15 protein-coding genes and 1 pseudogene are annotated in these 24385 nt (G+C 65.1%); 12 read left to right on the forward strand and 4 right to left on the reverse strand.

Annotated features, from left to right (window positions below; translation table 11 throughout):
* From LLH00_11890 to LLH00_11940, 11 genes and pseudogenes are all read left to right on the forward strand, one after another.
* Positions 1-769, forward strand: a 769-nt coding sequence (locus LLH00_11890; GenBank protein ID MCE5271968.1) for a DNA repair protein RadA, incomplete at its 5' end; no start/stop codon positions are given.
* Positions 769-1980, forward strand: a complete 1212-nt coding sequence (gene ispF / locus LLH00_11895) for a 2-C-methyl-D-erythritol 2,4-cyclodiphosphate synthase (GenBank protein MCE5271969.1) — start codon at positions 769-771, stop codon at positions 1978-1980. The genes LLH00_11890 and ispF, both read left to right, overlap by 1 nt.
* A gap of 33 nt (positions 1981-2013) precedes the next feature.
* Positions 2014-2670 carry a DedA family protein gene (locus tag LLH00_11900; protein MCE5271970.1) on the forward strand — a complete coding sequence of 219 codons (657 nt, stop codon included), beginning with the start codon at positions 2014-2016 and terminating at the stop codon, positions 2668-2670.
* Between the two features lie 2 nt (positions 2671-2672).
* Positions 2673-4103 carry a glutamate--tRNA ligase gene (gltX, locus tag LLH00_11905; GenBank protein MCE5271971.1) on the forward strand — a complete coding sequence of 477 codons (1431 nt, stop codon included), beginning with the start codon at positions 2673-2675 and terminating at the stop codon, positions 4101-4103.
* 83 nt (positions 4104-4186) lie between these two features.
* The gene (locus LLH00_11910) at positions 4187-6322 is read left to right on the forward strand and encodes a hypothetical protein (GenBank protein MCE5271972.1); all 2136 of its coding nucleotides are present in this window, start codon (positions 4187-4189) and stop codon (positions 6320-6322) included.
* Positions 6323-6814: 492 nt separating this feature from the next.
* Positions 6815-7318, forward strand: a complete 504-nt coding sequence (locus LLH00_11915; GenBank protein MCE5271973.1) for a chemotaxis protein CheW — start codon at positions 6815-6817, stop codon at positions 7316-7318.
* Positions 7319-7438: 120 nt separating this feature from the next.
* Positions 7439-9928, forward strand: a complete 2490-nt coding sequence (locus LLH00_11920; GenBank protein MCE5271974.1) for a methyl-accepting chemotaxis protein — start codon at positions 7439-7441, stop codon at positions 9926-9928.
* A gap of 504 nt (positions 9929-10432) precedes the next feature.
* Positions 10433-10929, forward strand: a pseudogene (locus LLH00_11925) (chemotaxis protein CheW).
* A 105-nt stretch (positions 10930-11034) separates the two neighbouring features.
* Positions 11035-13518, forward strand: a complete 2484-nt coding sequence (locus tag LLH00_11930) for a methyl-accepting chemotaxis protein (protein MCE5271975.1) — start codon at positions 11035-11037, stop codon at positions 13516-13518.
* Positions 13519-13730: 212 nt separating this feature from the next.
* Positions 13731-14960, forward strand: coding sequence for a Gfo/Idh/MocA family oxidoreductase (locus LLH00_11935; protein ID MCE5271976.1), 1230 nt, complete (start codon positions 13731-13733; stop codon positions 14958-14960).
* 663 nt (positions 14961-15623) lie between these two features.
* Positions 15624-16694 carry a hypothetical protein gene (locus tag LLH00_11940; protein MCE5271977.1) on the forward strand — a complete coding sequence of 357 codons (1071 nt, stop codon included), beginning with the start codon at positions 15624-15626 and terminating at the stop codon, positions 16692-16694.
* 8 nt (positions 16695-16702) lie between these two features.
* On the opposite strand, the gene LLH00_11945 is transcribed toward LLH00_11940, so the two are convergent.
* Positions 16703-17557 carry a DMT family transporter gene (locus LLH00_11945; GenBank protein ID MCE5271978.1) on the reverse strand — a complete coding sequence of 285 codons (855 nt, stop codon included), beginning with the start codon at positions 17555-17557 and terminating at the stop codon, positions 16703-16705.
* 211 nt (positions 17558-17768) lie between these two features.
* Here LLH00_11945 and LLH00_11950 point away from each other — a divergent pair, with 211 nt between their 5' ends.
* The gene (locus LLH00_11950; GenBank protein ID MCE5271979.1) at positions 17769-19004 is read left to right on the forward strand and encodes a hypothetical protein; all 1236 of its coding nucleotides are present in this window, start codon (positions 17769-17771) and stop codon (positions 19002-19004) included.
* Between the two features lie 298 nt (positions 19005-19302).
* Here LLH00_11950 and glgX read toward each other — a convergent pair whose 3' ends face one another.
* The 3 genes from glgX to LLH00_11965 are packed head-to-tail and all read right to left on the reverse strand — an operon-like array spanning position 19303 to position 24048.
* Positions 19303-21399 (reverse strand): glycogen debranching protein GlgX, encoded by a 2097-nt coding sequence (glgX, locus tag LLH00_11955; GenBank protein ID MCE5271980.1) that lies wholly within the window; start codon positions 21397-21399, stop codon positions 19303-19305.
* Positions 21400-21448: 49 nt separating this feature from the next.
* Positions 21449-22552 carry an LptF/LptG family permease gene (locus LLH00_11960; GenBank protein ID MCE5271981.1) on the reverse strand — a complete coding sequence of 368 codons (1104 nt, stop codon included), beginning with the start codon at positions 22550-22552 and terminating at the stop codon, positions 21449-21451.
* On the reverse strand, positions 22549-24048 hold the full coding sequence (locus LLH00_11965) for an LptF/LptG family permease (protein ID MCE5271982.1): 1500 nt from the start codon (positions 24046-24048) through the stop codon (positions 22549-22551). The genes LLH00_11960 and LLH00_11965 overlap by 4 nt, the downstream gene beginning before the upstream one ends.
* Positions 24049-24385: the final 337 nt, after the last annotated feature.

Consider the following 24385-nt stretch of genomic DNA (forward strand, 5'->3'; position numbering starts at 1 on the left):
GGGCCTGACCGTGGTCCTGGTGGGCCATGTGACCAAGGAGGGCGCCCTGGCCGGACCCCGCATACTGGAGCACATGGTTGACACGGTGCTGTATTTTGAGGGGGACGGGAACTGGAGCCACAGAATATTGCGCGTGGTGAAAAACCGTTTCGGCTCGACCAACGAGATCGGCGTGTTTGAGATGCGGGGTGATGGGCTTGCGGAGGTGGCCGATCTTTCCGGATATTTTCTGGATGGGAGGGCGGTTGAGAGCCCCGGCACGGCGGTGGTCTGCACCGTGGAGGGAACGCGGCCGCTGCTGGTGGAGGTTCAGGCCCTGGTCACTCCCAGCGGCTACGGCACCTCGCAGCGGGTTTCCACCGGCTATGACAGCAAGCGCCTGGCCCTGATGCTGGCGATTCTTGAAAAACGGCTCAGTCTGCCCCTGGCCAGCCAGGATGTGTTCCTCAACCTGGCCGGGGGCCTCAGGGTGCTGGAGCCGGCGGTGGACCTGGGGGTCTGCCTGGGGCTGTGCTCCTCGCTGCGCGAGACTGTACTGGACCGGGCCACGGCTTTTATCGGTGAGGTGGGCCTGGCCGGAGAGCTGCGGCGGGTGAGCCATCTCGACCGTCGTCTGGCCGAGTGCGCCAAGCTCGGGTTCGAGCGCGTGGTCTGCCCCGCGGCCGGACTGAACCGGGTCAAGGCGCCGCGCGGCCTGAGCCTGGCGGGCTGTGAAAGCTTACAGGAGGCGGTGCGGGCGGCGTTCCCCGCGCGGAAAGGCAAGGGTTGATGAACGATGACAGCGGGCGTAACACAGCGCCGCGCTCCGGCTGGGGGGCGGTGATCGCCGGCGGCGGCTCCGGGCTCCGTCTGGGCGGACCGGTGCGCAAGCAGTTCATCGAGATCGCGGGCAAGAGCATCCTGCGCCACAGCCTCGATCTGTTTCTCGGTATCCCGGAGGTGATCCAGATCGCCGTGGTGCTGCCAACCGGCAACCTGGAGGAGTTCCGCGACTCGCTTTCGGAGGAGGAGCGCCGGCGGGTGCTCGTGGTGGCGGGCGGCCCCAGCCGTCAGCTCTCCGTGCTCAGCGGCCTGGAGGCCCTGGACCCGGTGCGGATCGGCCGGGTGGCGATCCACGATGCCGCCCGCCCGCTGGCCGACCCGGCCGTGATACGGCACACCTATGAGTTGACCGAGTCGGGCGAGGGGGCGATGGCCTGCGCGCCGGTGCGGGACACGGTCAAGCGCTCGGATGGGAAGGTAGTGACCGGCACCCTGGACCGCGAGACTGTCTGGCTGGCCCAGACCCCGCAGACATTCCCGCTGGAGGCCATTCTGGCCGCACACCGGGCTGCGCTCAGGGCCGGGTTCGAGGGCACGGATGATGCGGCCCTGTTCGAGCGCCTGGGACTGCCCGTGCGGGTGGTGCGCTCGGACCTGGGCAACTTGAAAATTACCGAGCCGGGCGATCTGGAATACGCCGGGTTCAGGCTGGGAGACAGGGGGGCGGCGATGGAGATACGGATCGGGCAGGGCTACGACATTCATCCTCTGGTCGAGGGCCGTCCGCTGGTCCTGGGCGGGGTGCGGATCGACTACAGGCTCGGGCTGCAGGGGCACAGCGACGCGGATGTGCTGGCCCACGCGATCACGGATGCCCTGCTGGGGGCGCTGGCCCTGGGCGACATCGGCAAGCATTTCCCGGACACCGACCCGGCGTTCAAGGGCGCCGACAGCCTGGTACTGATGGCGCGGGCGCTGGAGCTGGTGCGCTCGCGCGCGTTCCGGCCGGTCAATGTGGACGCCACCGTGATCGCCGAGCGCCCCAAGCTGGCCCCGCATTTCCCGCAGATGGCCGCGAATGTCGCCCGGGTGCTGGGACTGGACGAGGACCGGGTGAGCCTCAAGGCCACGACCAACGAGCGCCTGGGCACGCTCGGCCGCGGCGAGGGGATCGCCGCCCTGGCCGTGGTGCTCCTGGCCGGCTCCGGGACCGACTGAGACAGAGGACTGTACAAGGGGAGATTTCAGGCCATGGAACAGTTCCTGTTTCATACGCTGGGTGCGCTGCCACCCTGGCTGATCTATGTTTTCCTGTGCGTTTCGGCGTTTATCGAGAACGTGTTCCCGCCCTTTCCGGGCGATACGATCACGGTGTTCGGGGCTTACCTGGCAGGGCTGGGCATCCTGAGGCCTCTGCCGGTGCTGTTCTGGACCGCTTTCGGCAACCTGGCCAGCAACATCTTGATCTACTATATCGGGCGCAGCCGCGGGCGCGATTTCATCCGCCGTCACCCACACCTGTTCGCCGGACGCCTGCTGCCGCGGGCCGCGCTGTTCTACCGCCGCTGGGGCATCCGGGCGCTGTTTTTAAGCCGTTTCCTGGTAGGGCTGCGCTCCATCGTGCCGCTGTTCGCCGGGATCAGCCGTTTCAAGCTTTGGCGTTTCCTTGTCCCGGTGGGGGTCTCGATCCTGGTCCAGCATTCGATTCTGGTCTGGCTGGGGCATTCGCTGGGGCGTAACTGGGCCTATATCAAGACCGTGCTGCGGGATGTGAACATCGCCCTGGGCCTGGCCGCAGTGGTGGTGCTGCTGCTGGGCTGGAGAATATTCCGGATCGAGCGCCGCAGGTTCCTCAAAAAACGGGCCGGGAACTCTTCCGAAAACGGAATCACAGAGAAAGAGAATTGATCATGTCGGACAGTGCTTTCCGGGTCAGGTTCGCCCCCTCGCCCACAGGACTGCTGCATATCGGCAACGCGCGCACCGCGGTGCTCAACTGGATGCTGGCCCGGCACTACGGCGGCCAGTTCATCCTGCGGATCGAGGACACGGATACGGCGCGCTCGAGCCCCGAAAGCGAGGAGTCGATCCTTCAGGACCTGTGCTGGCTGGGACTCGACTGGCAGGAGGGACCCGACTGCGGCGGCCCCTACGGCCCCTATCGCCAGAGCGAGCGCGGCCCCCTTTACTGGGAGGCGGCCGAGCGCCTGGTGGACTGCGGCGAGGCCTATGTCTGCCACGCCAGCGACAGCCAGCTCGAGGCTTTCCGCGCCGGGCGCCTGGCCGCGGGCGAGCAGCCGGTCTACCGGGGCGAGCTGAGCGGGCCTGAGGTGGGCGAGGCCACCGAGCCCTCCATCCGTCTGCGGGTCCCGGAGGGCGAGAGCGCCTGGGCCGACCTGGTCAAGGGCGAGGTGGCGATCAACCACGACAACATCGGCGATTTCGTGCTGCTGCGGGCGGATGGCCGTCCGACCTACAATTTCGCCGTGGTGGTGGATGACATCCGGATGCGGATCAGCCACGTGGTGCGCGGGGACGACCACCTGTCGAACACCCCGCGCCAGTTGATGCTCTACCGGGCGCTGCGGGCCGCTGTCCCGGATTTCGCCCATATCCCGATGATCCTCGGCCCGGACCACCAGCGCCTGAGCAAGCGCCACGGCGCCACCAGCGTGGGCGAGTTCCGCCTGGCGGGCTACCTGCCCCAGGCGCTGATCAACTACCTCAGCCTGCTGTCCTGGTCCTCGCCTTCGGGCGAGGAGTTCCTCTCCGTGGAGCGCCTCTGCGCAGAGATCGATTTCGAGCGCCTGGGCCGCAGCGCCGCGGTGTTCGATCCGACCAAGCTGCGCTGGCTCAACGGCCGCCACATCCGCACACTGGAGGAGCCGGTCCTGGTGGAGATACTGAAACAGTTCACCGGCGGGCGCGATGGTGCTTTCTCGGAAGGTCAGTTCCGCCAGATCGCCGCGGCCTGCCGGGACAACCTGGAGCTGCTGGAGGACATAAAGGCCCAGCTCGAGTTGTTCGAGGGCCGGAACGCTCCGGTGAGCGGAGCGGAGGAGCTGGAGATCCTACGGGCGGCGCAGCCCACGGGCCTGCTGGAAAACCTGGCCACCGTGGTCGGGGCGCTGGAGGAGGGCGCCGGAGAACCGGAGTTCAAGGCCCTGCTCAAGCAGGCCGGCCAGGCCGCCTCGGTCAAGGGTCGGCAGCTTTACATGCCGGTGCGGGTCGCCCTGACCGGCAGGATGCACGGGCCGGAGCTGCCCCGGATCATGGCCGTGCTGGGGCCGCGCCGCGTGGCCGGGCTGCTGAGGGATGCCGTGCGCACGGCGCAGGGCTGAGCCTGTCAATTTATCCGGCCGCGCACGGACGGGCCGGTGTGGCACGTTAAATGGTTTTGGATCGGTTCAATCCGGAGGTCTCAGTGGGACACAACTTCTACCGTCGGGCGGGCAGGCTGTCTGCCTGCGCACTGTTGAGCCTTTCGCTGCTCGCGCTGTCCTGCACCCTGGAGCCGCCGCCCAAGAAAGTCACCCAGAAATCCGCTCTGGTCGAGGGGGCGGGGGTCACGCTGACCCTGCGCTCGGGTGACGGTGTGCCGCGGGGACGGGTGCGTCCACCGGGACTGGAGCTGGCTCCGGAGAACACGGACAGCCTGGTCCTGTCGGCGCTGGCCCTGGTGATCGAGGACGGTCTGAGCGGGGCGGTGCTGGATGAGCGCAGCATGAAAGCCGATGTCGCCTCTTTCAGCGAGGGCGAGACTGGAGTTACGCTGGAAAAGCGTTTCCCGGGCAGCGTGCTCAGTCTGAGGCAGCAGGTCTCCGGGCAGCGCGAGGGCGTTTTCATCAGCTCCTGGCTTTCCACGCGCGATGACACCCTGCACTCGGTCAGCGTGACCTACCTGGTTCCCCTGACCCGCGGCTGCCGGTTCTGGACCGCCTCGGGGCAGGAGCCGCTGGACCTGGAGGGCGGGACCTCGTTCGAGTATACCTGCGGCCCGGCGGGTGAGGCGGTGGAGCGCACCGCGGTGCCGCTGGCCGTGTTCTGGCGTCCCGGCGGCCCCGGGCTGGCCGTGGCGGCGCCGCTGGAGTCGCGCTCGGTGCGGGTCACGTTCAGCGCCGACCTGGAGGGCCGTCCCCTGGGCCTGGCCGCCTCCGGCGGCGGCGAGGACTGGCTGAGCGTGCGGTTCGACCTGCTGGGGGTGCGGCCCGGACAGGAGCTCCAGACCGGTATCTGGCTCTACGGGGTCGACCCGGACTGGCGTCCGGCGCTGGGCGCCTATGCCGAGCGCTACCGCGAGTATTTCGAGTCGCGGGCCGGCGCGGGCCGCCGTGACGGCGCCCTGAGCCTGATCGATCCGCCGGATGTGCGCGGGGCCAATTACAACAGCCTGCGCACTCAGGAGATCACCCTGGCCGAGATAGTCTGGAACTGGCGCCGTCCGGGCGAGTGGGTGCTGCCCCAGGCGCTGCGTTTCGATGATTTCGCCTGGGACTGCACCCTGGGCGGGGGACGCTACAGCCAGGTCACGGTGCAGAAAGTCCGCGCCGCGCTGGATGGACTGGCCCAGGCCGAGGTGCGCTCGGTGGTCCAGGGAGCGTTCAGCCAGGTCTGCGACCGCGAGATCGCCCTGGGCCAGTGGCGCGAGGATATCGCCCGGGACGAGAGCGGAGCGGAGCTGGACGGCGGCGGCGGCGAGCTGTTCATGCACGCCGCGGCGGAGGGACCCTGGGGACGAAACCTGCTGGAGCAGCAGAAAAAGCTGATGGACCTCTATCCGCTGGCCGGCGGCTACTATTTCGACGGCTGGGAGAGTGTGGGCCTGGACCTGGCCCACGACGACAGCCTGAGCGCGGTCGGAAACCGTCCGGCCTGGTACCTGGGGTTCAACCAGACCGGCCTGGGGGCGCAACTGATCGACCGGGTGCACGAGGAGCGCAAGCTGGTGCTGGCGGCCGCTCCACCCCATGCCGCCCTGGGCCGGGGGGTGGATATCCTGACTGTCGATCCCGCCCGGCCGGAAGATATACCCGCGGCGGCTTTCCTTGGATTGTTCCGCCCCCTGGTGGCACGGCCCGCGCCGGGCGGTCCCTACGGCGCTCCCGGCGCGGTGGAGTTCGCCCTGCAGGGCGAGCTTCTCTGGGGTGTGCTGCCCTCCCACGAGCAACTGGCTGTCGATCCGACCCTGGACAAGGCCTACCGTCCGCTGTTCTCCAACCTGCGCGGCCGCCAGTGGGTGCTGGAGGCCGGGGCGCTGGAGCTGAGCCACGGCGTGAGCGGCCAGATCTACCGTGTCCCCGCGCCCGAGCGCGGCGGCGAGCGCGACCTGGTGGTGGTGCTGACCCGGCCGGGTGTGCGCCTGTCGGACCAGAGCCTGCGCCGCGGAGTGACCGTGCGCCTGCGCACCACCGACTCCCGGACCGTGCTGCGGGCGAGCTGGCAGGCGGCCGGGGTCTCCTGGCCCGTGCCGCTTCGGACCAGCCTGGAGGGGGATGAGACCCTGGTGGTGGAGGTGCCGCCGTTCGGACCGGCCGGTGTGCTGCGCCTGGCCCAGCATTGAGCCTTTAGCCGGAGGGGCTCGCGAGGTCCGGGGCTCGCGCTGTTTGCCGGCCGTCTCCCCCAAAAGCCTTAGCCCCGCTGCAAGCCGCCCCGGTGGCAGGCAGCGGGGTTTTTCCATCCCTGCGCAACAGTGGCCGCGGCCATATTCAAAGCCGCGGAATCCTCGGTCGCAAAACCTGGCGCGCCTGCCGCTCTCCCCCCTATCCCGTGCTCCGTTTTTCCTGATATCGAGCCAAAAAGCATAACTGACCGAATTCAAACAGTGTGTGCGAAATCGTGCGGAAATGACAATTCTGCAAAGGAGTCCGCCAGTGGGCATTTTGGACAAAAAGAGCCTAATTTGTTCGATAATATACAAATAAGACACAGATGATTTTATGGCATTTTACTTGCTGTTTTAAAAATCAGGAAAATTGTGGTGTACCTAAAATGTTCATCAAGCTGTCTCCGGCGCAGGCTCACCCGGGCCGGAACAAACATCCTGGAGGGTCAGATGCTTAGAGGTGAAGCCATGGCAACCCAGCTCGCGGGGAAATACCTGACATTCAAACTGGCGGAAGAGGAATACGGGCTCCAGATACTGAAAGTCAAGGAGATCATCGGCCTGACGCGGATCACGCGCGTGCCGCGCACCCCGGGATTCATCCGCGGCGTCATCAACCTTCGCGGCAAGGTCATTCCGGTGATGGACCTGCGCACACGCTTCGGGATGTCGCAGGTCGATGATACTGCTGAAACGTGTATCATTGTGGTCGAGGTCATGCATCAGGACCGCTCGCTGCTGATCGGCGGCCTGGTGGACAGCGTCTCCGAGGTGCGCGATATCGCACAGTCAAACATCGAGGAAACCCCCGAGTTCGGCACGGACGTGGACACCGGTTTCATCTTGGGCATGGGAAAGTCGCAGGAGAAAGTCATCATACTGCTCGATATCGATCGGGTTATATCGTTCGAGGAGTTGGCACAGATCGAATCCTCCGTGGCTCAGGAGGAATAGGAAAGGCCTTGCAGGTTGCGCGCCGGGAAGCCGCCCCGGGGCCAGGGATGGCCACTCGATGGATCGGGGACGCTTTACTCTGCATGGGCCTTATAAACCGGATTCGAGGAGAGACCCGTTATGAAAAGGCAGATGAGTCTCAAGGCCAAATTACTGCTCGTGCTTATCCCGTTGAGTATCGTCGGAATCGGTTCGATGGCTGTCATCCTGTACTGGATGTCGTACAAAGGACTGGTGCAGACCAACGATAAATACGCTACCGAGCTGATAAGAATCAAGGCCGACGAGGTGGACGAGTGGCAGCGGGTCAAGATGAGCCAGCTCATGATATTCTCCAAGAACACGCTGTTCGAGGAGGCCTGCCAGGGCCAGAATCTGGATGAGGCCCGTAACCGTCTGAAATACTATTATGAGCAGGATGGGATGCTGGAGAATCTGTTCCTGGCGCATCCGGACGGGACGATATTCGCGGACGCGATAGACGGGAAATCGGTTGGTGTAGCCGTGGCCAGCTTTCCGCTGTTCGCTCCCAATATCCAGAAAGCGCAGCAGGGTGAGGAGTTTTTCGGTCACGCTGGCAAGAGTCCGGCCACCGGCCTTCCGGTGGTCCTTGTGACTGCTCCGGTCATGGTCGAGGGCAAGCTGGTGGGGATCATCGGCTGCCCGGTGGAGCTCGAAACTTTCTCAAAAATTTATGTCAACAAGACCAAGATCGGCCAGACCGGTTATATCTACGTGGCTGATGAGAACGGTGTTGTCGTGGCCCATCCCGACAAGGAGCAGATCCTGTCTCTGGACCTGAAGCAGCAGGATTTCGGTCGGGAAATCTTAAAGCTTAAGAACGGCAAGTACAGTTACAACTGGAAAGGCGTGGACAAGGCGGCCTATTTCCTGACCAGCGATAAGAGCGGATGGATCGTGGCGATGAGCCTGGCTGATTCAGAGACCTATGCCGCCAGCCGCAAGCTGGGCCATTATGCGACTGTACTCTGTATAGTAATAATGGTTTTATGCTGGGTGTTCATAATCCTGCCGATCAGCAAGCTGGTTGTTTCCCCCATGAAGAATATCATGGCAGCGGCAGAGGCGATGGAAAAAGGCGATCTCGAATCCAGGGTCAGCTATACTTCCGGTGATGAGGTGGGTCAGCTTGCCGAAGCGTTCCGCAACATGCAGGCCGCCCAGCGCAAGAAAGCCGCGGTGGTCGAATGTATCGCCCGGGGCGACCTGACCTGCGAGTTGACCATCGCCTCCGAGCGGGACAGCCTGGGCAAGTCGATGGCCCTGATGGCCGAGAGTCTGAAAGGCATGAACCGCGAGGTCCAGGCGCTGATCGAGGCCGCGGTGCAGGGCAAGCTCAGCGTGCGCGCCGATGTGGCCCGGCACAAGGGGGATTACGCCCGGATAATCGAGGGAATCAACCAGACCCTGGATGCGATGGTCAACCCGGTGCGGGAGATTTCCGAGGTCCTGAACGCCGCGTCGGAAAAAGACCTGACCCGCCGGGTCGATGGGTCATACAACGGCGAGTTCGCCGATTTCAAGAACAATGTAAATTCCACGATGGACTCGCTGGAGCAGGCCATGAGTCAGGTGGCGGAGGCGGTCTACCAGGTGAACTCGGCCAGCGACCAGATCGCGGTGGGCAGCCAGACCCTGGCGTCTGGGGCCAGCCAGCAGGCCAGTTCCCTCGAGGAAATCTCCTCCAGCCTGGAGGAGCTCTCCTCCATGACCCGTCAGAACGCAGACAACGCCAAGCAGGCGCAGGCTCTATCCGTGAATGCCAGGGACTCGGCGTTCAAGGGTGGGGAATCGATGACGAAGATGACCGAGGCGATCGGCCGGATCAAGGAGAGTTCCGACCAGACGGCCAAGATAGTGAAGACGATCGACGAGATCGCGTTCCAGACCAACCTTCTGGCCCTGAACGCCGCGGTCGAGGCGGCGCGGGCCGGGGAATCGGGCAAGGGTTTCGCCGTGGTGGCCGAGGAAGTGCGCGCCCTGGCGCAGCGCAGCGCCGAGGCGGCCAAGAATACGGCCCAGATGATCGAGGGCGCGGTGAAAAATGCCGAGGGCGGAGTGAAAATCAGCGCTGAGATGGCCGAGGCGCTGAAAGAGATCGTGGAGCATGCCGGCAAAGTCGGCGACCTGGTGTCCGAGATTTCGGCCGCCGCGGCCGAACAGGCCCAGGGCATCGAGCAGATCACCACCGCGGTCACGCAGATGGACCGGGTCACGCAGAGCAACGCCTCCAGCAGCGAGCAGTCGGCCAGCGCGGCCGAGGAGCTGAGCAGCCAGGCCGAGGAGCTGCAGGGCATGCTCGCCACTTTCCGCCTGAGCGGATCCGACGGGCAGAGAGCGATTACGCACAGAGTTGAACGCGGTTACCGTTTTGCCGATCCGGAGAACAGGGAAAGTGTCGCCACCGTGAGCGCGGTCCGGCCCGCGGCGCTGTCCGAAAAGACCGAACGGCCGAAAAAGAGTGACGGGATTATACTGGCCAGAGGAAACGGGGCTAAGACCAGAAGAGAGGAAAAGAGCGATAGAGGCAAGGTGAAACGACCCGAAGAGGTGATACCACTGGATGAGAGCGATTTCAAGGATTTCTGAGTCGGTCCCGATTGGGGGGAGAGGCAACTCTCCCCCTTTTTTATTTTCCAGCGGGTTTGCCTGCCGGACACCCCGCCCGCAGAAACGCTCGAGCTGCATCCGATCAGTGTCAAGGCCTGCCGCGAACCAACACTCCATGAAGCCTGCTGCCAAATGTCACCGCTGCGCCCGCACCCCGGACCGCATGTGGCGGCCCGCCGACCGTGCTCCTGTCCGCCCGTCCTGAGAAATACCCCCCCTGAAACAGCTTCTCCAAAAGCCTGTAAAGCTCGCCAGGGCTTTCGGATGTCCGGCCCGAGCTGCTTTCTCCCCCGGCCTGAGACCGCGCTCCGGTTTAACAACTCTATCATTACACTGCATTTATCTAACAAAAACTTGAAAAACGCTATGCCCTAATAAATGAAAATTCTCCAAGTTTATTCCTCCATGCAGATCGTAGGTCGCGCAGTTGCGGCCGCTGCCACGGTCGAGATGTGAAACGACGGTAAAACGAGGAGGACAGGGATGCAAAGCATGGAGGAAAAGACAGGCGCTCCGGCCGGAAAATTCCTCACTTTCAGATTGGGCGCTGAGGAATACGGCCTCGGGATCCTGAAAGTCCGGGAAATCATCGGCCTGACCCGGATCACCCGCGTACCGCGCGCTCCGGAGTTTGTCCGCGGGGTGATTAACCTGCGGGGCAAAGTCATACCGGTGCTGGATCTGCGACGGCGCTTCGGTATGCCGGGCATGCCGGACAGCCCCCAGAACTGCATCATCGTGGTCGAGAAAGCCTCCGCGGAGGGTGTTCTCGCCGTGGGGGCCCTGGTGGACAGTGTATCCGAGGTGCGGAACATAGAGGAATCCAATTCGAGGAAACCCCCTCTTTCGGCTCCGGGGTCGATACAGGGTTCATCCAGGGCCTGGGCAAGAGCCAGGAGAAAGTGGTGATCCTGCTCGATATCGAGCGCGTGATCGCTTTCGAGGAGCTGAGGCAATTCGAACCCGCGGTGACGGCGTAAGCCCGTGGCGGACCGCCGTAGACAGGCAGAACGTACGATTGATCACCTGAAACGAGTCGGTTACAACAGTCGAAAGCTTGAGAAAAGTCAAAAGGAGAGTTTACCGTGAGTCTCAGAGCGAAACTTCTTGCCGTGCTCGTTCCGTTGAGCACCCTTTCGATCCTCCTGATGGGAGTGATCCTGTTCCGGGTTTCACACGACGGTCTGGAGCAGACGAACGACAAGTACGCCAGTGAAATGGTCAAAGTGGTGTCGAAGGATGTGGATTACTGGCGTCAGGACCTGATCTCGCAGGTCGAGCTGCTGGCGATCCAGAGACTGTTCGTAGACGCCTGCGCGGGCAACCGTACGGATGAGGCGCGTGAGCGGCTCGAAGCCTATTTCCGGAAGTCCGGCATGTTCGAGGCCCTGTTCCTGGCCCGTCCCGACGGGACCATTTTCCTGGATGGAACGGGCGGCTCCGCCGTGGGCATCGAGGTGGCCAGGACCCCGGTCTACGCCGAAAACATCGAGAAAGCCCGCCAGGGTGTCACCTGGGTCAGCCAGCCGGGGCTGTCGCCGGCCACCGGTAAGCCGGTGCTGCTGATCACCGTGCCGCTCAAGCAGGACGGTGCGGTGATCGGTATCATCGGCGGGCCGGTGGACATGGAGGCCTTTTCCGACCGCCTGATTGGCGACATCAAGGTCGGTGAGACAGGATATGTCTACGTGACCGACGCGGATGGGATGATGATCGTCCACCCGGACAAGGCCAATATCTTGAAGCTGGACCTCAGCAACGAGACTTTCGGCAAAGAAATGCGGGAGAAAAAGACCGGCCTGGTCAACTACACCTGGCAAGGGGAGAAAAAGACCGCCTTTTTCACCACCAGCGAGCAGACCGGCTGGATGGTGGCTCTCTGCATGGACAACGCGGAGGCCTACGCCGCCAGCGACCGCATGGCGGTCTGGGCCGCTTTCCTGGGGCTGGGCGTGGTCCTGTTGGCTGTTTCCGGTCTGATCGTGGCGATCCTGCGCCTGGTGGTCAGGCCGATGCGCAGGCTGATGTCCGCGGCCGAGGCCATGCAGAAAGGGGACCTGCAGTCGGAGCTGGATTACAGCTCCGCGGACGAGGTGGGTCGCCTGGCCGGGGCTTTCCGCAGCATGCAGGCTCTCCAGCGCGAAAGGGCCGCCCTGGTCGAGAGTATCGCCGCGGGCGACCTTAGCCGCGAGGTTGCCGTGATCTCGGAACGGGACACCCTGGGTAAATCGATGCAGCAGATGGTGGACAGCCTGAAAGAGATGAATACCGAGGTGCAGGGCCTGATCCAGGCGGCCCTGGAGGGCTCGCTGGGAGTGCGCGCCGATGTCGCCCGTCACCGGGGCGAGTACGCCCGGATCGTCGAGGGGGTGAACCGCACCCTGGACGCCGTGGTCGACCCGCTGCGCGAGATTTCCTCGGTGCTGGAGAGCGCCTCGCGGCGCGACCTCTCCCCTCGGGTCGAGGGACAGTACAAGGGTGAGTTTGCCGCTTTCAAGCAGAATGTCAACCACATGCTGGAGGCGCTGGAGGAGGCGCTTCAGCAGGTGAGCGCGGCGGTGGAGCAGGTGGGCGCGGCCAGCAGCCAGATCGAGACCGGCAGCCAGAGCCTGGCCGCGGGCGCCAGCGAGCAGGCCAGCTCGCTGGAGGAGATTTCCGCCAGCCTGGAGCAGATGGCTTCCATGACCGGCCAGAATGCGGACAAAGCGATCCAGGCCCGGGCCCTGTCCCAGAACTCCCGTGACGCGGCGGGCCGCGGCGGCCAGTCGATGCAGAGAATGATCGAGGCGATTCAGAAAATCAAGCAGAGCTCGGAGCAGACCTCCCGCATAGTGAAGACCATCGACGAGATCGCGTTCCAGACCAACCTTCTGGCCCTGAACGCGGCGGTGGAGGCGGCCCGGGCCGGCGAGGCGGGCAAGGGCTTCGCCGTGGTGGCCGAGGAGGTGCGCTCCCTGGCCCAGCGCAGCGCCGATTCCGCCCGCAACACCACCGAGATGATCGAGGAAGCCGTGCGGAATTCCGAGACCGGCGTGCGGATCACCGGCGAGCTGGACGAGCAGTTGAAAGACATCGTCTCCGAGTCGGCCAGGGTGAGCGAGCTGGTGGAGGACATCGCGGTGGCGGCGGGCGAGCAGAGCAAGGGGATCGGGCAGATCACCTCCGCGATGAGCCAGATGGACCGGGTGACCCAGGCCAATGCCTCAGGCAGCGAGGAATCGGCCAGCGCGGCCGAGGAGCTTAACAGCCAGGCTGTGGAGCTGAGCGGGATGCTCGGCACTTTCCGCATGAGCTCCAGGTCGGCGGCGGCTCCCTCCGCCCCGAAGGACCGTGCCCCGCAAGGGGCGGGACGGCGAGCTCCAGCCGTGAGCCGTCCGGCTGCCGCACCTGCCAGGCCCGTGCTCAAGGCTGCGGCGCAAGATATCTCCCGGTCTGGAAACGAACGGACAGCGGGGCTCAAGCCGGGGCACCCGGCCGGACCCGCGGAGCGCAGGAACGGCAACAATGGGCGGACTGTGGCGCCGGAAAAGCTAATCCCGCTGGAAGAGAACGAGTTCACTGATTTTTGAGTCAGGCTCTGCGGCCCGGGGGAGAGAGCGATCTCTCCCTTTTTTTGTCCCGCCTGCTGGACATCCCCACACCTCCTTCGGGCCCTTGAATTTCCTTTATCCGCCCCGCTCTTTGTTGTATAGTATGCCCTGTTCATGGTTTGCCGTCCTTTCCAGATTTGCACGACCACCCGTTCGGAGCAGACAAAGCTCACCCTGTGAGGAGGCGCAAGATGCGGGACCGTATCGGCAGTGAGCGTATGAACCGGAGGTCTTTCATGGCGGCGGCTGCGGCGTCCCTGGCCGCGCCAGCCGTGCTCGGCGCGCAGGGGGCCGCTCCGGCCAAGACCGGGCCGTTGCTGCGCCTGGGTGTGATCGGCGGACGGTTTGGGGCGCAGTTTTTCTGGCACGAGCACCCCCAGTGCCGGGTGAGCGCGGTCTGCGACATTCTGGACGAGCCGCTGGAGACCCTCAAGCACACCTACCACTGCGACCGGGGCTACAAGGACTGGCGAGAGATGCTGAAGGACCGCGAGGTGGACGCCGTGGCGGTGTTCACCCCGGCGCCGCTGCACGTGGAGATGGCTGTGGCCGCGCTCAAGGCCGGCAAGCACGTGATCAGCGCCGTGCCGGCCGGGATGGACGAGCCGGAGTGCGCCGCGCTCCTGGAGGCGGTCAAGTCCACGGGCCTGACCTACATGATGGCCGAGACCAGTTTCTACCGCCGCGAGATCATCGCCTGCCGCGAGTGGGCCGCGCAGAAGAAGTTCGGCCAGATTTTCTACTCCGAGGCCGAGTACCATCACGACGGGCTGGAGCCGCTGATGTTCGAGCCGGACGGCCGCCCGACCTGGCGGCACGGCTTCCCCCCCATGCACTACCCGACCCATTGCACCGGGATGATCGTCCCGGTGACAGGCGAGCGCCTGACCGAGGTGACCGCTTTCGGCTGGGGCGATGACAATGAGGTGCTCCGGGACAATGTCTACCACAACCCGTTCTGGAGCGAGACCGCCATGTTCAAGACCTCGGGCGGCCACGCGGCGCGGGTGTCGGTGTTCTGGCGCGTCGCCTCGGGCGGGGTCGAGCGCGGCCAGTTCCTGGGCACGCAGATGAGCTACTACATGCCGCGGCCCGAGGCCGAGGACCAGCCTGGTTTCCAGGCCTTGCGCACGGGAGAGAAACAGGTGCGCAACCTCTACTCCGAGAGCCGGATCGAAATGCGGCCCTGCCCGGTGCCGAACCGCTGGGAGCTGCTGCCCGAGACGCTTCGCCACGACAGCGGCCACGGCGGCTCGCACACGTTCATCACCCACGAGTTTGTGGACGCGGTCCTGAGCGGGCGCACTCCCACGGTGGATGTCCACGAGGCTGTCGCCTACACCCTGCCGGGGATAGTCGCCCACCAGAGCGCGCTGGCCGGCGGAGTGACGATGAAGATCCCGGATTACGGCCGGGCCTGAGACAGGCGGTGCGCTGGTGGCAAGGTTCTGTGCAGGGGCAATTCATGAATTGCCCCTACGTGTTGTCGCCCTTTCGCAGGGGCGAACCACGCGTTCGCCAGATATCCCGGGAGAGTAAACCCGTTTGCGGCTGCCAGGCCGCCGCAGTTCAGGCTTTGGGGGCCGCACCTGTCTGAGCTTCCCGCCAGGGTAGCGTGTAATCGAGCCTGAAACGGCCAGGGCTGTAGTTGCCGCACAGCGCGGCGGCGATTCGCGGCAGCGCCGCCGCTGCAACGCGGCAGCGGAATCGGTGCTTCGTGAACACCATAGCCAAAAGCGGAGTCGCGGTTTGGACGAGTTTGCGGCCCCCGCTGGCTTTGCTGCTTTGGCCGAAACCAAAGCAGAACAGAGTCTTTCGGCTTCTCACGGTAAGTTCCTAACCGAGCATTACTGGGAGCGGGGGGATTTGAACCTGTTGATCGGGCATGGCATGCCGTGTTCCTACATCCGATTGTCCGGATCGCGGTGCAGGTTCGTTTCTGTATGATCCACAACGGCTTTTGGCATTTTTTGCCAAGACTGAAAGTACAGACAGCTTTGCTGTTTTGTTAGATGAAAGCAGTCCGGCATTTTCCCGATAACATTACTTTTTACGATCCAAGTCACTGTAGACAGGGTGAACCCATGACCGCACTGACCAGCCGTGAACGTTTCCAGCGCATGTACTGCCACCGCGAGGCCGACCGGGTCCCGTGCTACGATTTCCCCTGGCCCACCACCCTGGAACGCTGGCGCGGCGAGGGCCTGCCCGCGGGCGTGGACTGGGAGGACTTTTTCGGGGCGGACCGGGTCTACCAGATAATCGTGGACAACAGTCCGCGCTACCCCAAGCGCGTGCTGGAGGAAACCCCCGAGTACAGGCTGTACACCACCGAGTGGGGCCTTACCCTCAAGCAGTGGCGGCACATCGCCTCCACCCCGCACTACGAGGCGTTCACCATAGTTGACCGTCCGAGCTGGAGCGCCGCCCGCGCCCGGATGAGCCCCGACCCGGAGCGGATCGACTGGGAGGGCCTCAAGGCGGGCTACCGCACCGCCCGTGAGCGCGGCGACTGGATCGAGGCCCTGGTCTGGTTCGGGTTCGATGTCACTCACTCCTGGGCCGTGGGCACCGAGCGCCTGCTGGTGGCTCTGATCGAGGACCCGGATTGGTGCGTGGACATGTTCAGCCATTTCCTGGAGGTGAACCTGGCCCTGCTGGAGACGGTCTGGGAGGCGGGCTACACTTTCGACAGCATCACCTGGTACGATGACCTGGGTTACAAGGGCAACCAGTTTTTCTCCGTTGACATGTACCGCGAGCTGCTCAAGCCCCTGCACAAGCGGGCCGTGGACTGGGCCCACGCCCGGGGTATCCCGGCGCGGCTGCACTCCTGCGGCGACATCCGTCCGTTCATCCCGGAGTTCGTGGAGATCGGGGTGGATGCGCTCAACCCGCTGGAGGTGAAGGCCGGGGTGGACCCGTTGAGGGTCAAGGACCAGTTCGGAGACCGGCTGGTGCTGCACGGCGGGATCAACAGCGCGCTCTGGGACAAGCCGGACCAGTTTATCGCGGAGATCGAGCGTCTGGTGCCGGAGCTGAAAAAGGGCGGCGGCTACATTTTCGCCTCGGACCACTCGGTCCCCGAGTCGGTGAGTCTCGAAACGTTCCGCCGCGTGCTGGAGGCGGCCCGCCGGGCCGGAAGCTACGAGTAGGTTGAGATTCAGATAAAGAGCAGCCACACCCCGGCCAGCATCACACTCACCCCGACCAGGCGGCCGCGGATGTTCTCGCCGAAGATCAGCCGGGCCAGGAGCACGGTGACCACCAGCCCCAGCATGGAGGCGGGCTCGGCCACGCTCATCTCTATCCGGCCGACCGCGAACATCAGCAGCAGGTAGGAATAGACATCTACCGCCCCGGAGGCTGCGCCCAGCCAGGGGTGAGCGGCCAGAAGGCGGAGCGCTCCGGTCAGCTTCCCCCGCCAGAGAAGGTGCAGGAACAGGATGACATCGGTGACGGCACAGAGCACGAGGGTGTAGGTCAGGGGACTGACCCCCCGCACCACGTGCGCGTCGATGGTGCGTCCCACCGCCACCAGGGCCGAGCTGAACAGCATCAGGCGGCAGGCCGGGTGATCGGCCAGGGAGCGCAGCGAACGCAGCACGCTGCCCTGACGGTTGAGGAACGAGGCCCCGTAGAACAGCAGCACCACTCCACCCACTTTGAACAGCCCCAGGTGTTCGCCCAGGAACAGGCTGGTCAGGATGAGCAGGAAAAAGAGGCTGAAATAGTAGAGCGGCCCCACCAGCGAGGCCTCACCCGAGGAGAGCGCCCGCAGGTAGAGCACGGTCTGGACCGAATAGACCGTGGCGCTGGCCAGGGACGGCCAGAGGAAAGACCAGCTCGGCGGCGCTTCGGCCAGGGGAATGAACGGCAACAGGAGCACCGTGCCGCAGACGAAGATGATGAACACCGCCTCCTCGCTGCCGAAACTGTGCCCGGCCTGCTTGAAAATTATCCGCTCGTAGCCGGACAGGACTATCCGTCCGGCCAAAGCTATGTACGCCAGCAGCATCGGTCCTTCCCCCCCGGCGCTCCGTCGTGATCGACACTTAGTTATACTGCAGAGAGTATCTTACGCGATCCGGGTTAAAAGTCAAACCTTGTGAGCTGCGGCCGGCCGCGCGCGGCGGAACGAAAATTTTGAAACCCGTTCATCTCACTCGGTTGTCTTATGTATAATACACCCAGCCTGAATCACGATACAGCCCTCAAGGAGCCCGAGAATGACCCGTCACCTGCTCTGTGTACTGCTGCTTGTCTGCCTCTGCCTGCCCGCCGTTTCGAACGCCCGCAGCCGCCCGCTGCACCTGGCGATCTGGGAGCGTCCCGAGCGCGGCGATTCCACGCGTCATTTCCGCAACCGGGACCTGACAGTCGACGGCCTCTCGCTCTGCCTGATCTCCGGCGCCGCCAACCGTCTGCACGGGTTGGGCCTGGCCCTGGGCGGAGCGAGCTACAACACGCAGATGTACGGGCTGCAACTGGCCGGCCTGGGAGCAGTGGCAGGGCAGATGAGTGGAGTGCAGGTGGCCGGGCTGGGTTGCGTGGTGGAGGGCGGCTACACCGGCTTGCAGTTGGCCGGACTGGCCTGCGTGGCGGATGGACCGGGGCGCGGGTTGCAGCTTGCAGGGCTGGCCTGCGTGCAGGATGGGGCCGCGAGAGGCTTTCAACTGGCCGGTCTGGCCACGGTGGTGGACGGCGGCTACGCCGGCGGGCAGATTGCCGGACTGGCCGCGGTCGCGGACGGGGGGTTCAAAGGCGCCCAGGTCTCGGGCCTGGCCTGTGTAGTGGACGGAGGGTTTGCGGGTGTGCAGACCTCAGGCCTGGTCTGTGTCGTGGACGGCAAGGCGTACGGGGTTCAGTTGGCTGGATTGGCTAACGTGGCGGGAGAGCGGTTCGGCGGCGTTCAGCTCGGCCTGTGCAACGTGGGGGAGAAAGTCGCGGGCGTGCAGCTCGGCCTGGTCAACGTGGCCGGGGAACTGCACGGCGTGCCCCTGGGCCTGGTGAGCTACGACAGCAGTTGGGAGCCGGAGCGCGAGGTCTGGCTGGATGAGGCGGGCTTTGTCAACCTGGGCTACCGCAGCGGCAGCCGCCGGTTCTACAACCTCGTTTTCATGGGCCAGCGCCCGGGAGACACCTGGCGCTGGAGCCTGGGCTGGGGCGCGGGAGTGCGTTTTTTCCTGCCCGGCCGCGACCTTGTCGAGGTCGGGGCCGATATCTCGCACCTCAACGAGGGCGAGTTCTGGACCGACCGGGTGAACTGGCTGCTCCGGGCGCGGGTGATGTGGGAGCACCCGGTGGGCGAACGGATCTGTCTGGCTCTGGGGCCCAGCCTGAACTATTTCTACTCTTCGCTGAACGATGGAGCGGATATCGCCCCCTGGTCCGTGTACGACAGCCGGGGCGGCGGACGGTTCAAGCGCCTGTGGCCGGGCCTGAGCGCAGGGCTGCGGTTCTGAGGCCTGCCCGCCCGGTAACAACTGGGTGACTCGGATACGATATATGCGAATGCAGGGGCGGCCCCGTGTGGCCGCCCGTTCTTTTTTAGTCCTTTCGGGCTTGCCCGAAAAGACCAAAGGGCCTGGGGGCCGCAGAATGTTCATCGATCCGCCGGGCTGCGTGCATAGCCAAACGGCGTAGGGGCGGGTTTCAAGCCCGCCCCTACACAACCCAAACACAGCGAGCCGCGCCCGATTTATCGGGAAAATCCTCCTCGATCCCCTTTCGGCAAAAGTGGAGGCACGCGCCCCCCCGGCCTCAGCCCGCGGACAGCAGCACCACGCTGCGTCCCCGCGCCGTGTAGACCGACTGGTCCTCGAGTAACGGCCGCTCCTGTCCGGGCCCGCAGATACAGCCCTCGCTCTCATCCGCGCTGTCCAGCACCCGTCGCCAGGGCTCCCCGTTGGCTGAGGGCGGCAGGGCGAAATAGCAGTCGCTGCGGCCGGCGTTGAACAGGAGCAGGAAATCGCAGTCCGCCTCAGCACGGCCGGTCTCCTCGGCCGCGCCGCTCAGGAAACAGGCCAGGGCCGGACGGTCCTCGCCCCAGCAGAGCGGACGGCCATCCGGCTCGTACCATTCCACATCCGCCCGCCCGTCGCCGTTGTGGTCCCGCCCCTCGAAGAACGAGTTGCGCCGGAAAACGCCGTGCCCGCGGCGCAGCGCCACCAGACTGCAGGTGAAGCGCTGCAGGTGCCCGTTCTTGCCCAGCAGGCCCCAGTCGATCCAGCTTATCTCGTTGTCCTGGCACCAGGCGTTGTTGTTGCCGTGCTGGGTGCGGCCCAGCTCATCCCCGGCCAGCAGCATGGGCACGCCCTGGCTGAGCAGCAGGGTGGCCAGGCAGCTGCGGACCAGCCGCAGGCGCATGCGCTCGAGCTCCGGGTCGGCGCTCGGGCCCTCGGGCCCGAAATTGAGGCACAGGTTGTTGCCCTCGCCGTCGCGGTCGCCCTCGCCGTTCATCCGGTTGTGCTTGCGGCTGTAGCTGACCAGGTCGTACAGCGTGAACCCGTCGTGCGCGGTGATGAAATTGATCGAATTGCGCGGCAGCTTGCCGCTGGCGCTGTAGAGGTCGCTGGAGCCGGTGATCCGGGTGGCCAGCCCGTTGCGGCTTAAGGCTTCGCCGCGCCAGAACCGGCGTACGTCGTCCCGGAACCGTCCGTTCCACTCCGACCAGCGCTCGCCGTGGAAACTTCCCACCTGGTAGGCCCCGGCGGCGTCCCACGCCTCGGCGATGATCTTCACGTGGCGCAGGATCGGGTCCTCGGCGATACTCTCCAGCAGCGGCGGGTTCTCGATCAGGCAGCCCTTGGTGTCGCGGCCCAGGATCGAGGCCAGGTCGAAACGGAACCCGTCCACGTGCATCTCCACCACCCAGTAGCGCAGGCAGTTGCGGATGAAGGAGCGCACCACCGGGTGGTTGCAGTTGACCGTGTTGCCGCAGCCCGAGAAATTGAAATATCTCCCGTCCTCGCGCAGCAGGTAGTAGATACGGTTGTCCAGGCCGCGGAAACTGATCGTGGGCCCGGTCTCGTCCCCCTCGGCCGTGTGGTTGAACACCACGTCCAGGATCACCTCCAGGCCGGCCTGGTGAAAGGCGCGCACCATGCGCTTGAACCCGGTCACCTGCTCGCCGAGCGCGGTGTCCCCGGCGCTGTAGCGGCCGTTGGGGGCGAAAAAGCCCACCGTGCTGTAGCCCCAGAAATTGCGCAGGCGCTGGCCGTTGAGTGGGTTGTCCAGCACCAGCTCGTTCTCGTTGAACTCGTGCACGGGCAGAAGCTCCACCGCGGTTATGCCCAGGCTCTTGAAATAATCGATTTTCTCCACCAGACCCTCGAACGTGCCGGGGCTGGCCACGCCGCTGGAGCCGTGGCGGGTGAACCCGCGCACGTGGGTCTCGTAGATCACGCTGTCGCGCAGGGGGATACGGGGCTGACGGTCGTCATCCCAGTCGAAATCGTTGTTTACCACCACGCAGCGCACAGTGCCGATGTCGTTGTCGCTCTTCCAGCCGAACTCGCCGGTGAGGGCCTTGGCCCCGGGGTCGATGAGCAGGCGGTCGGGATCGAAACGGTGCCCGGCGGCCGGGTCGCGGGGCCCGTCCACCCGCCACAGATAGAGCTGGCCCTGGCGCACGCCCTGCACCTCGACATGCCAGATGTCACCCGTGCGGTTGAGCCGCGGGTCGAGCTTGATTTCCCGGGCCGGGGCCGGGTCGCCGGGGCGCTCGTACAGAAGAAGGCTCACCGCGGTGGCGTTACGGCTGAACACGCTGAACCGGCACGCGCCGTTCAGGAGGGTCGACCCGAACGGTAGGGGATGGCCCGGCCGGGTCTGGAAATCGCTCTTGCCTGCACTCATAGCCCTGCTCTCCGTTTCCCGTTCCCGCGGCGCATACCGTCCGCGGCATTCACTTGCGCACTTTCAGAAAGAAAAACAGTCCGGCCAGGCCGAACAGAAAGTTGCTGGTCCAAGCCGCGGCCACGGGCGGGATCATCCCGCTGTAGCCCAGGCTGCGGGTGACATAGAAACTGCCCATGAAAGCCATGTAGACCACGAGGCCCACGGCCATGCCGATCCCTGGCCCCATGCGCCGCCGCGACACGGCCAGGGGCGCACCGAACAGCACGATGATGAAATTGGCCGCCGGCATGGCGGTCTTGAGCCACAGCTCCACCTCGTCGCGGGTGACCTTGATCCCGTTGCGCCTCTTGCGCTCGATGGCCGAGGTGAGCTCGCGGAAATTCATCACCTGGGCCTCCTTGACCTCGATGGTGAAATCCGCCGGGCGCTCGCTCAGGCCGGGCAGGACCAGGCGCTTGAAGCTGACCGCCCATTCCTGGCTCCCGCCGGGGTCGAACTGGCGGCAGGAGCCGTCGTAGAACACCCAGCCGCTGTCCGGGTCGAACCGCGCCCGGGGGGTATCCAGCCGGAAGCTGATGCTCAGGTCCTCGGCCGGGCCGCTGAACTGGAGCAGGCGCACCGCCTCCAGCTCGGCTTTCTGGGGACGGAACACCCCCGCGCTCCAGCGCCGGCCCTCCTCCCCCAGGTAGTCCAGGTTCTGGCGCACCTCGCCGGTGGGCTGCGGACGGCCCTTTATGCGGTAATCCATGATGTCTTTCTTGTTCTCGTTGGTCAGCGGGACCAGGGTCTCATCCACCAGGAACGAGCCGACCGAGAGCAGCAGCATCAGCAGATAGATCGGCAGCAGGATACGCCCCAGGCTGATCCCGCTGGAGAGCATGGCGGTCAGCTCGTTGTGGCGGCTCATCTGGCCGAGGGTGAACAGCGTGGCGATCAGCGAGGCCGCCGGCAGCACATACATGGCGTAGAACGGGACCATGTTCAGGTAGAACACCACGATCAGAGCGCTCGGCGCCTGGGCGTCGATGAAATCGTTCAGCCGGTCGGCGGCGTCCCCCACCAGGCAGACCACCAGCAGCCCGGCCAGGGCGGCGATGAAAACCTTAAGGAACTCGCGGACCGTGTAGCCATAAAGCACCCGTGAGATCATGCCTGCCCCCCCGGTTCCGCTGGACGGGCGACGCGCCGCGTCCGCCACAGGCTCAGCCCGCCCGCGGCCAGCCCCAGCGAGCGAGTCCCCCGCACCTGCACCACGAGCAGCGCCAGCCCCAGCACCAGGAAAATGGCGTTGGGCGCCCACATGGCCCAGAACGGCGACATCAGCAACCGTTCGGCCAGGGTCTCGCCGCTGATCAGGCAGACCCAGTAAACCAGGAAAATGCCGAAGCTGATGGCGAGCGACACGCCCGCCCCGCCGCGGCGGGTGAGGATGCCCAGCGGCACGCCCAGCAGCACGAACACCAGCGAGGCGAAGGGGAGGGCGAATTTCTTCCACCATTCCACCTCCAGCGAGGCGATCCGCCGCCGGGTGAACGAGGCCTCGCGCAAGAGCGAGCTCAGACGCAGGGCCGGGTCATCCCGCACGATCTGGCGGCCCGGGGCCGGGAACCGCACCAGCGCCGTGGGGTAGGTTTTCCGCGCGCGCAGGCCCGCCGCCAGGTCGGGACCGCATAGGCTGCGCAGGGCCATGGCCGTGGAGTCACCCGCCGGGAGGCTGTCGACCAGGGCCGCCGCGGCGTGGACAAGGCTGTCCACCTCGGAGTAGCGTGCTTTCACCTGCTCCTCGATCATGGACAGGTTCAGCTCACGGTCGCTGCGGTAGGTCTTGCCGCGCCCGCGCTCCAGCGCTCCACCCACATCCGCCAGGCGGATGCGGTGCCGCTCGAAGAACACGCGCTGAAGCTGTCCGCTGCGGTTGGGGTCCAGCTCCTGTATCTCGCCGTCGTACAGGGTGAGAAGGGCGTCCTTGCGGTTGGGCAGGAAACTCAGGCTGCCGCTGTCGGCCACGATGGTCCGGCTGCTCTGGCCGGTCTCGGTGATCACGATGCCGAAAAGGTCGGCCGGGGCCTCGCCGCCGTTCAGGCCGATCTCAACTGTCTGGGGGTCGGCCCCACCCGGGTCCACCGGGTGAAGGCTCTTGCCCCGGCCGGAGCGGATGCGGTTCACCATCAGGTTCATACCCGGGAAATCGTCCATCACCACGCCCTCCTCGAGCTGAAGGGTGGGCTTGAGGTAGGCGATGTCGATCAGAAGGTTCTTGTAGCGGTGGTTGGTTTCGGGCAGCACCCGGTCGTTGAACCAGACCGCTCCCAGGGCCAGCAGCACCGAGGCGCCCAGCGGCGCCCACATCAGACGGTGGGCCGGCACGCCCAGGGCCTTGAACGCGGTGATCTCGTTGTCCGCCGAGAGCCGCCCGAAAGCCATTATCACCCCCAGCAGCGCCGACATCGGCAGCACCAGCGCCACGATGAACGGCAGGCTGAGCCCGAGCAGCTCGGCGATCACCCGCCAGGGCAGGTCCTTGCCCGCAAATTTGGGGAACAAAAGGACCATCTGCCGCATAAATAGTATGAATGTCAGGAGAGTTAGAGAAAAAACGAACGGTCCGGCCAGTTCGAGCAGAATATATCTTCGTATGACTTTCATTCACGGACGCCGTGTGGACAGTTTCCGCCGGCCGAGGAGGGCTTTCTCCGGCGAGAACTTTTCATTAAATTTGAAATTATCGAATTGGCTTTCAAGAAGATAAAAGAATACTCCCGGCGACGGCAATAAACAAGTATTTTCTGGCTCTGCGCCTGAGATGGCCTGCGGCCCGGGGTTTAATCCCCATGGGCCGCGCGCCCGGCGGCGGCGAGGTCCGCCCCGGGTGCACCCGCGCCGCCAGCAGTTCGCCCCCCCTGACACAAAATGTACACTTTCGGTCCTGCCGGCACGCGGTGTGGTTTCCCGGTCTGCGGGGGAGACGGGCTGCGTGCCGTGC

This window comes from bacterium, from assembly GCA_021372515.1.
Taxonomy (GTDB): domain Bacteria; phylum Gemmatimonadota; class Glassbacteria; order GWA2-58-10; family GWA2-58-10; genus JAJFUG01.

Excerpts from the sequence above, each read along its gene's own strand:
- LLH00_11950 (MCE5271979.1), top strand. The coding sequence starts at position 17,769 with ATGACCCGTCACCTGCTCTGTGTACTGCTGCTTGTCTGCCTCTGCCTG.
- LLH00_11940 (MCE5271977.1), top strand. The coding sequence starts at position 15,624 with ATGACCGCACTGACCAGCCGTGAACGTTTCCAGCGCATGTACTGCCAC.
- gltX (MCE5271971.1), top strand. The coding sequence starts at position 2,673 with ATGTCGGACAGTGCTTTCCGGGTCAGGTTCGCCCCCTCGCCCACAGGA.
- LLH00_11935 (MCE5271976.1), top strand. The coding sequence starts at position 13,731 with ATGCGGGACCGTATCGGCAGTGAGCGTATGAACCGGAGGTCTTTCATG.
- LLH00_11960 (MCE5271981.1), bottom strand. The coding sequence starts at position 22,552 with ATGATCTCACGGGTGCTTTATGGCTACACGGTCCGCGAGTTCCTTAAG.
- LLH00_11945 (MCE5271978.1), bottom strand. The coding sequence starts at position 17,557 with ATGCTGCTGGCGTACATAGCTTTGGCCGGACGGATAGTCCTGTCCGGC.
- LLH00_11900 (MCE5271970.1), top strand. The coding sequence starts at position 2,014 with ATGGAACAGTTCCTGTTTCATACGCTGGGTGCGCTGCCACCCTGGCTG.
- LLH00_11965 (MCE5271982.1), bottom strand. The coding sequence starts at position 24,048 with ATGAAAGTCATACGAAGATATATTCTGCTCGAACTGGCCGGACCGTTC.
- LLH00_11920 (MCE5271974.1), top strand. The coding sequence starts at position 7,439 with ATGAAAAGGCAGATGAGTCTCAAGGCCAAATTACTGCTCGTGCTTATC.
- glgX (MCE5271980.1), bottom strand. The coding sequence starts at position 21,399 with ATGAGTGCAGGCAAGAGCGATTTCCAGACCCGGCCGGGCCATCCCCTA.
- ispF (MCE5271969.1), top strand. The coding sequence starts at position 769 with ATGAACGATGACAGCGGGCGTAACACAGCGCCGCGCTCCGGCTGGGGG.
- LLH00_11915 (MCE5271973.1), top strand. The coding sequence starts at position 6,815 with ATGCTTAGAGGTGAAGCCATGGCAACCCAGCTCGCGGGGAAATACCTG.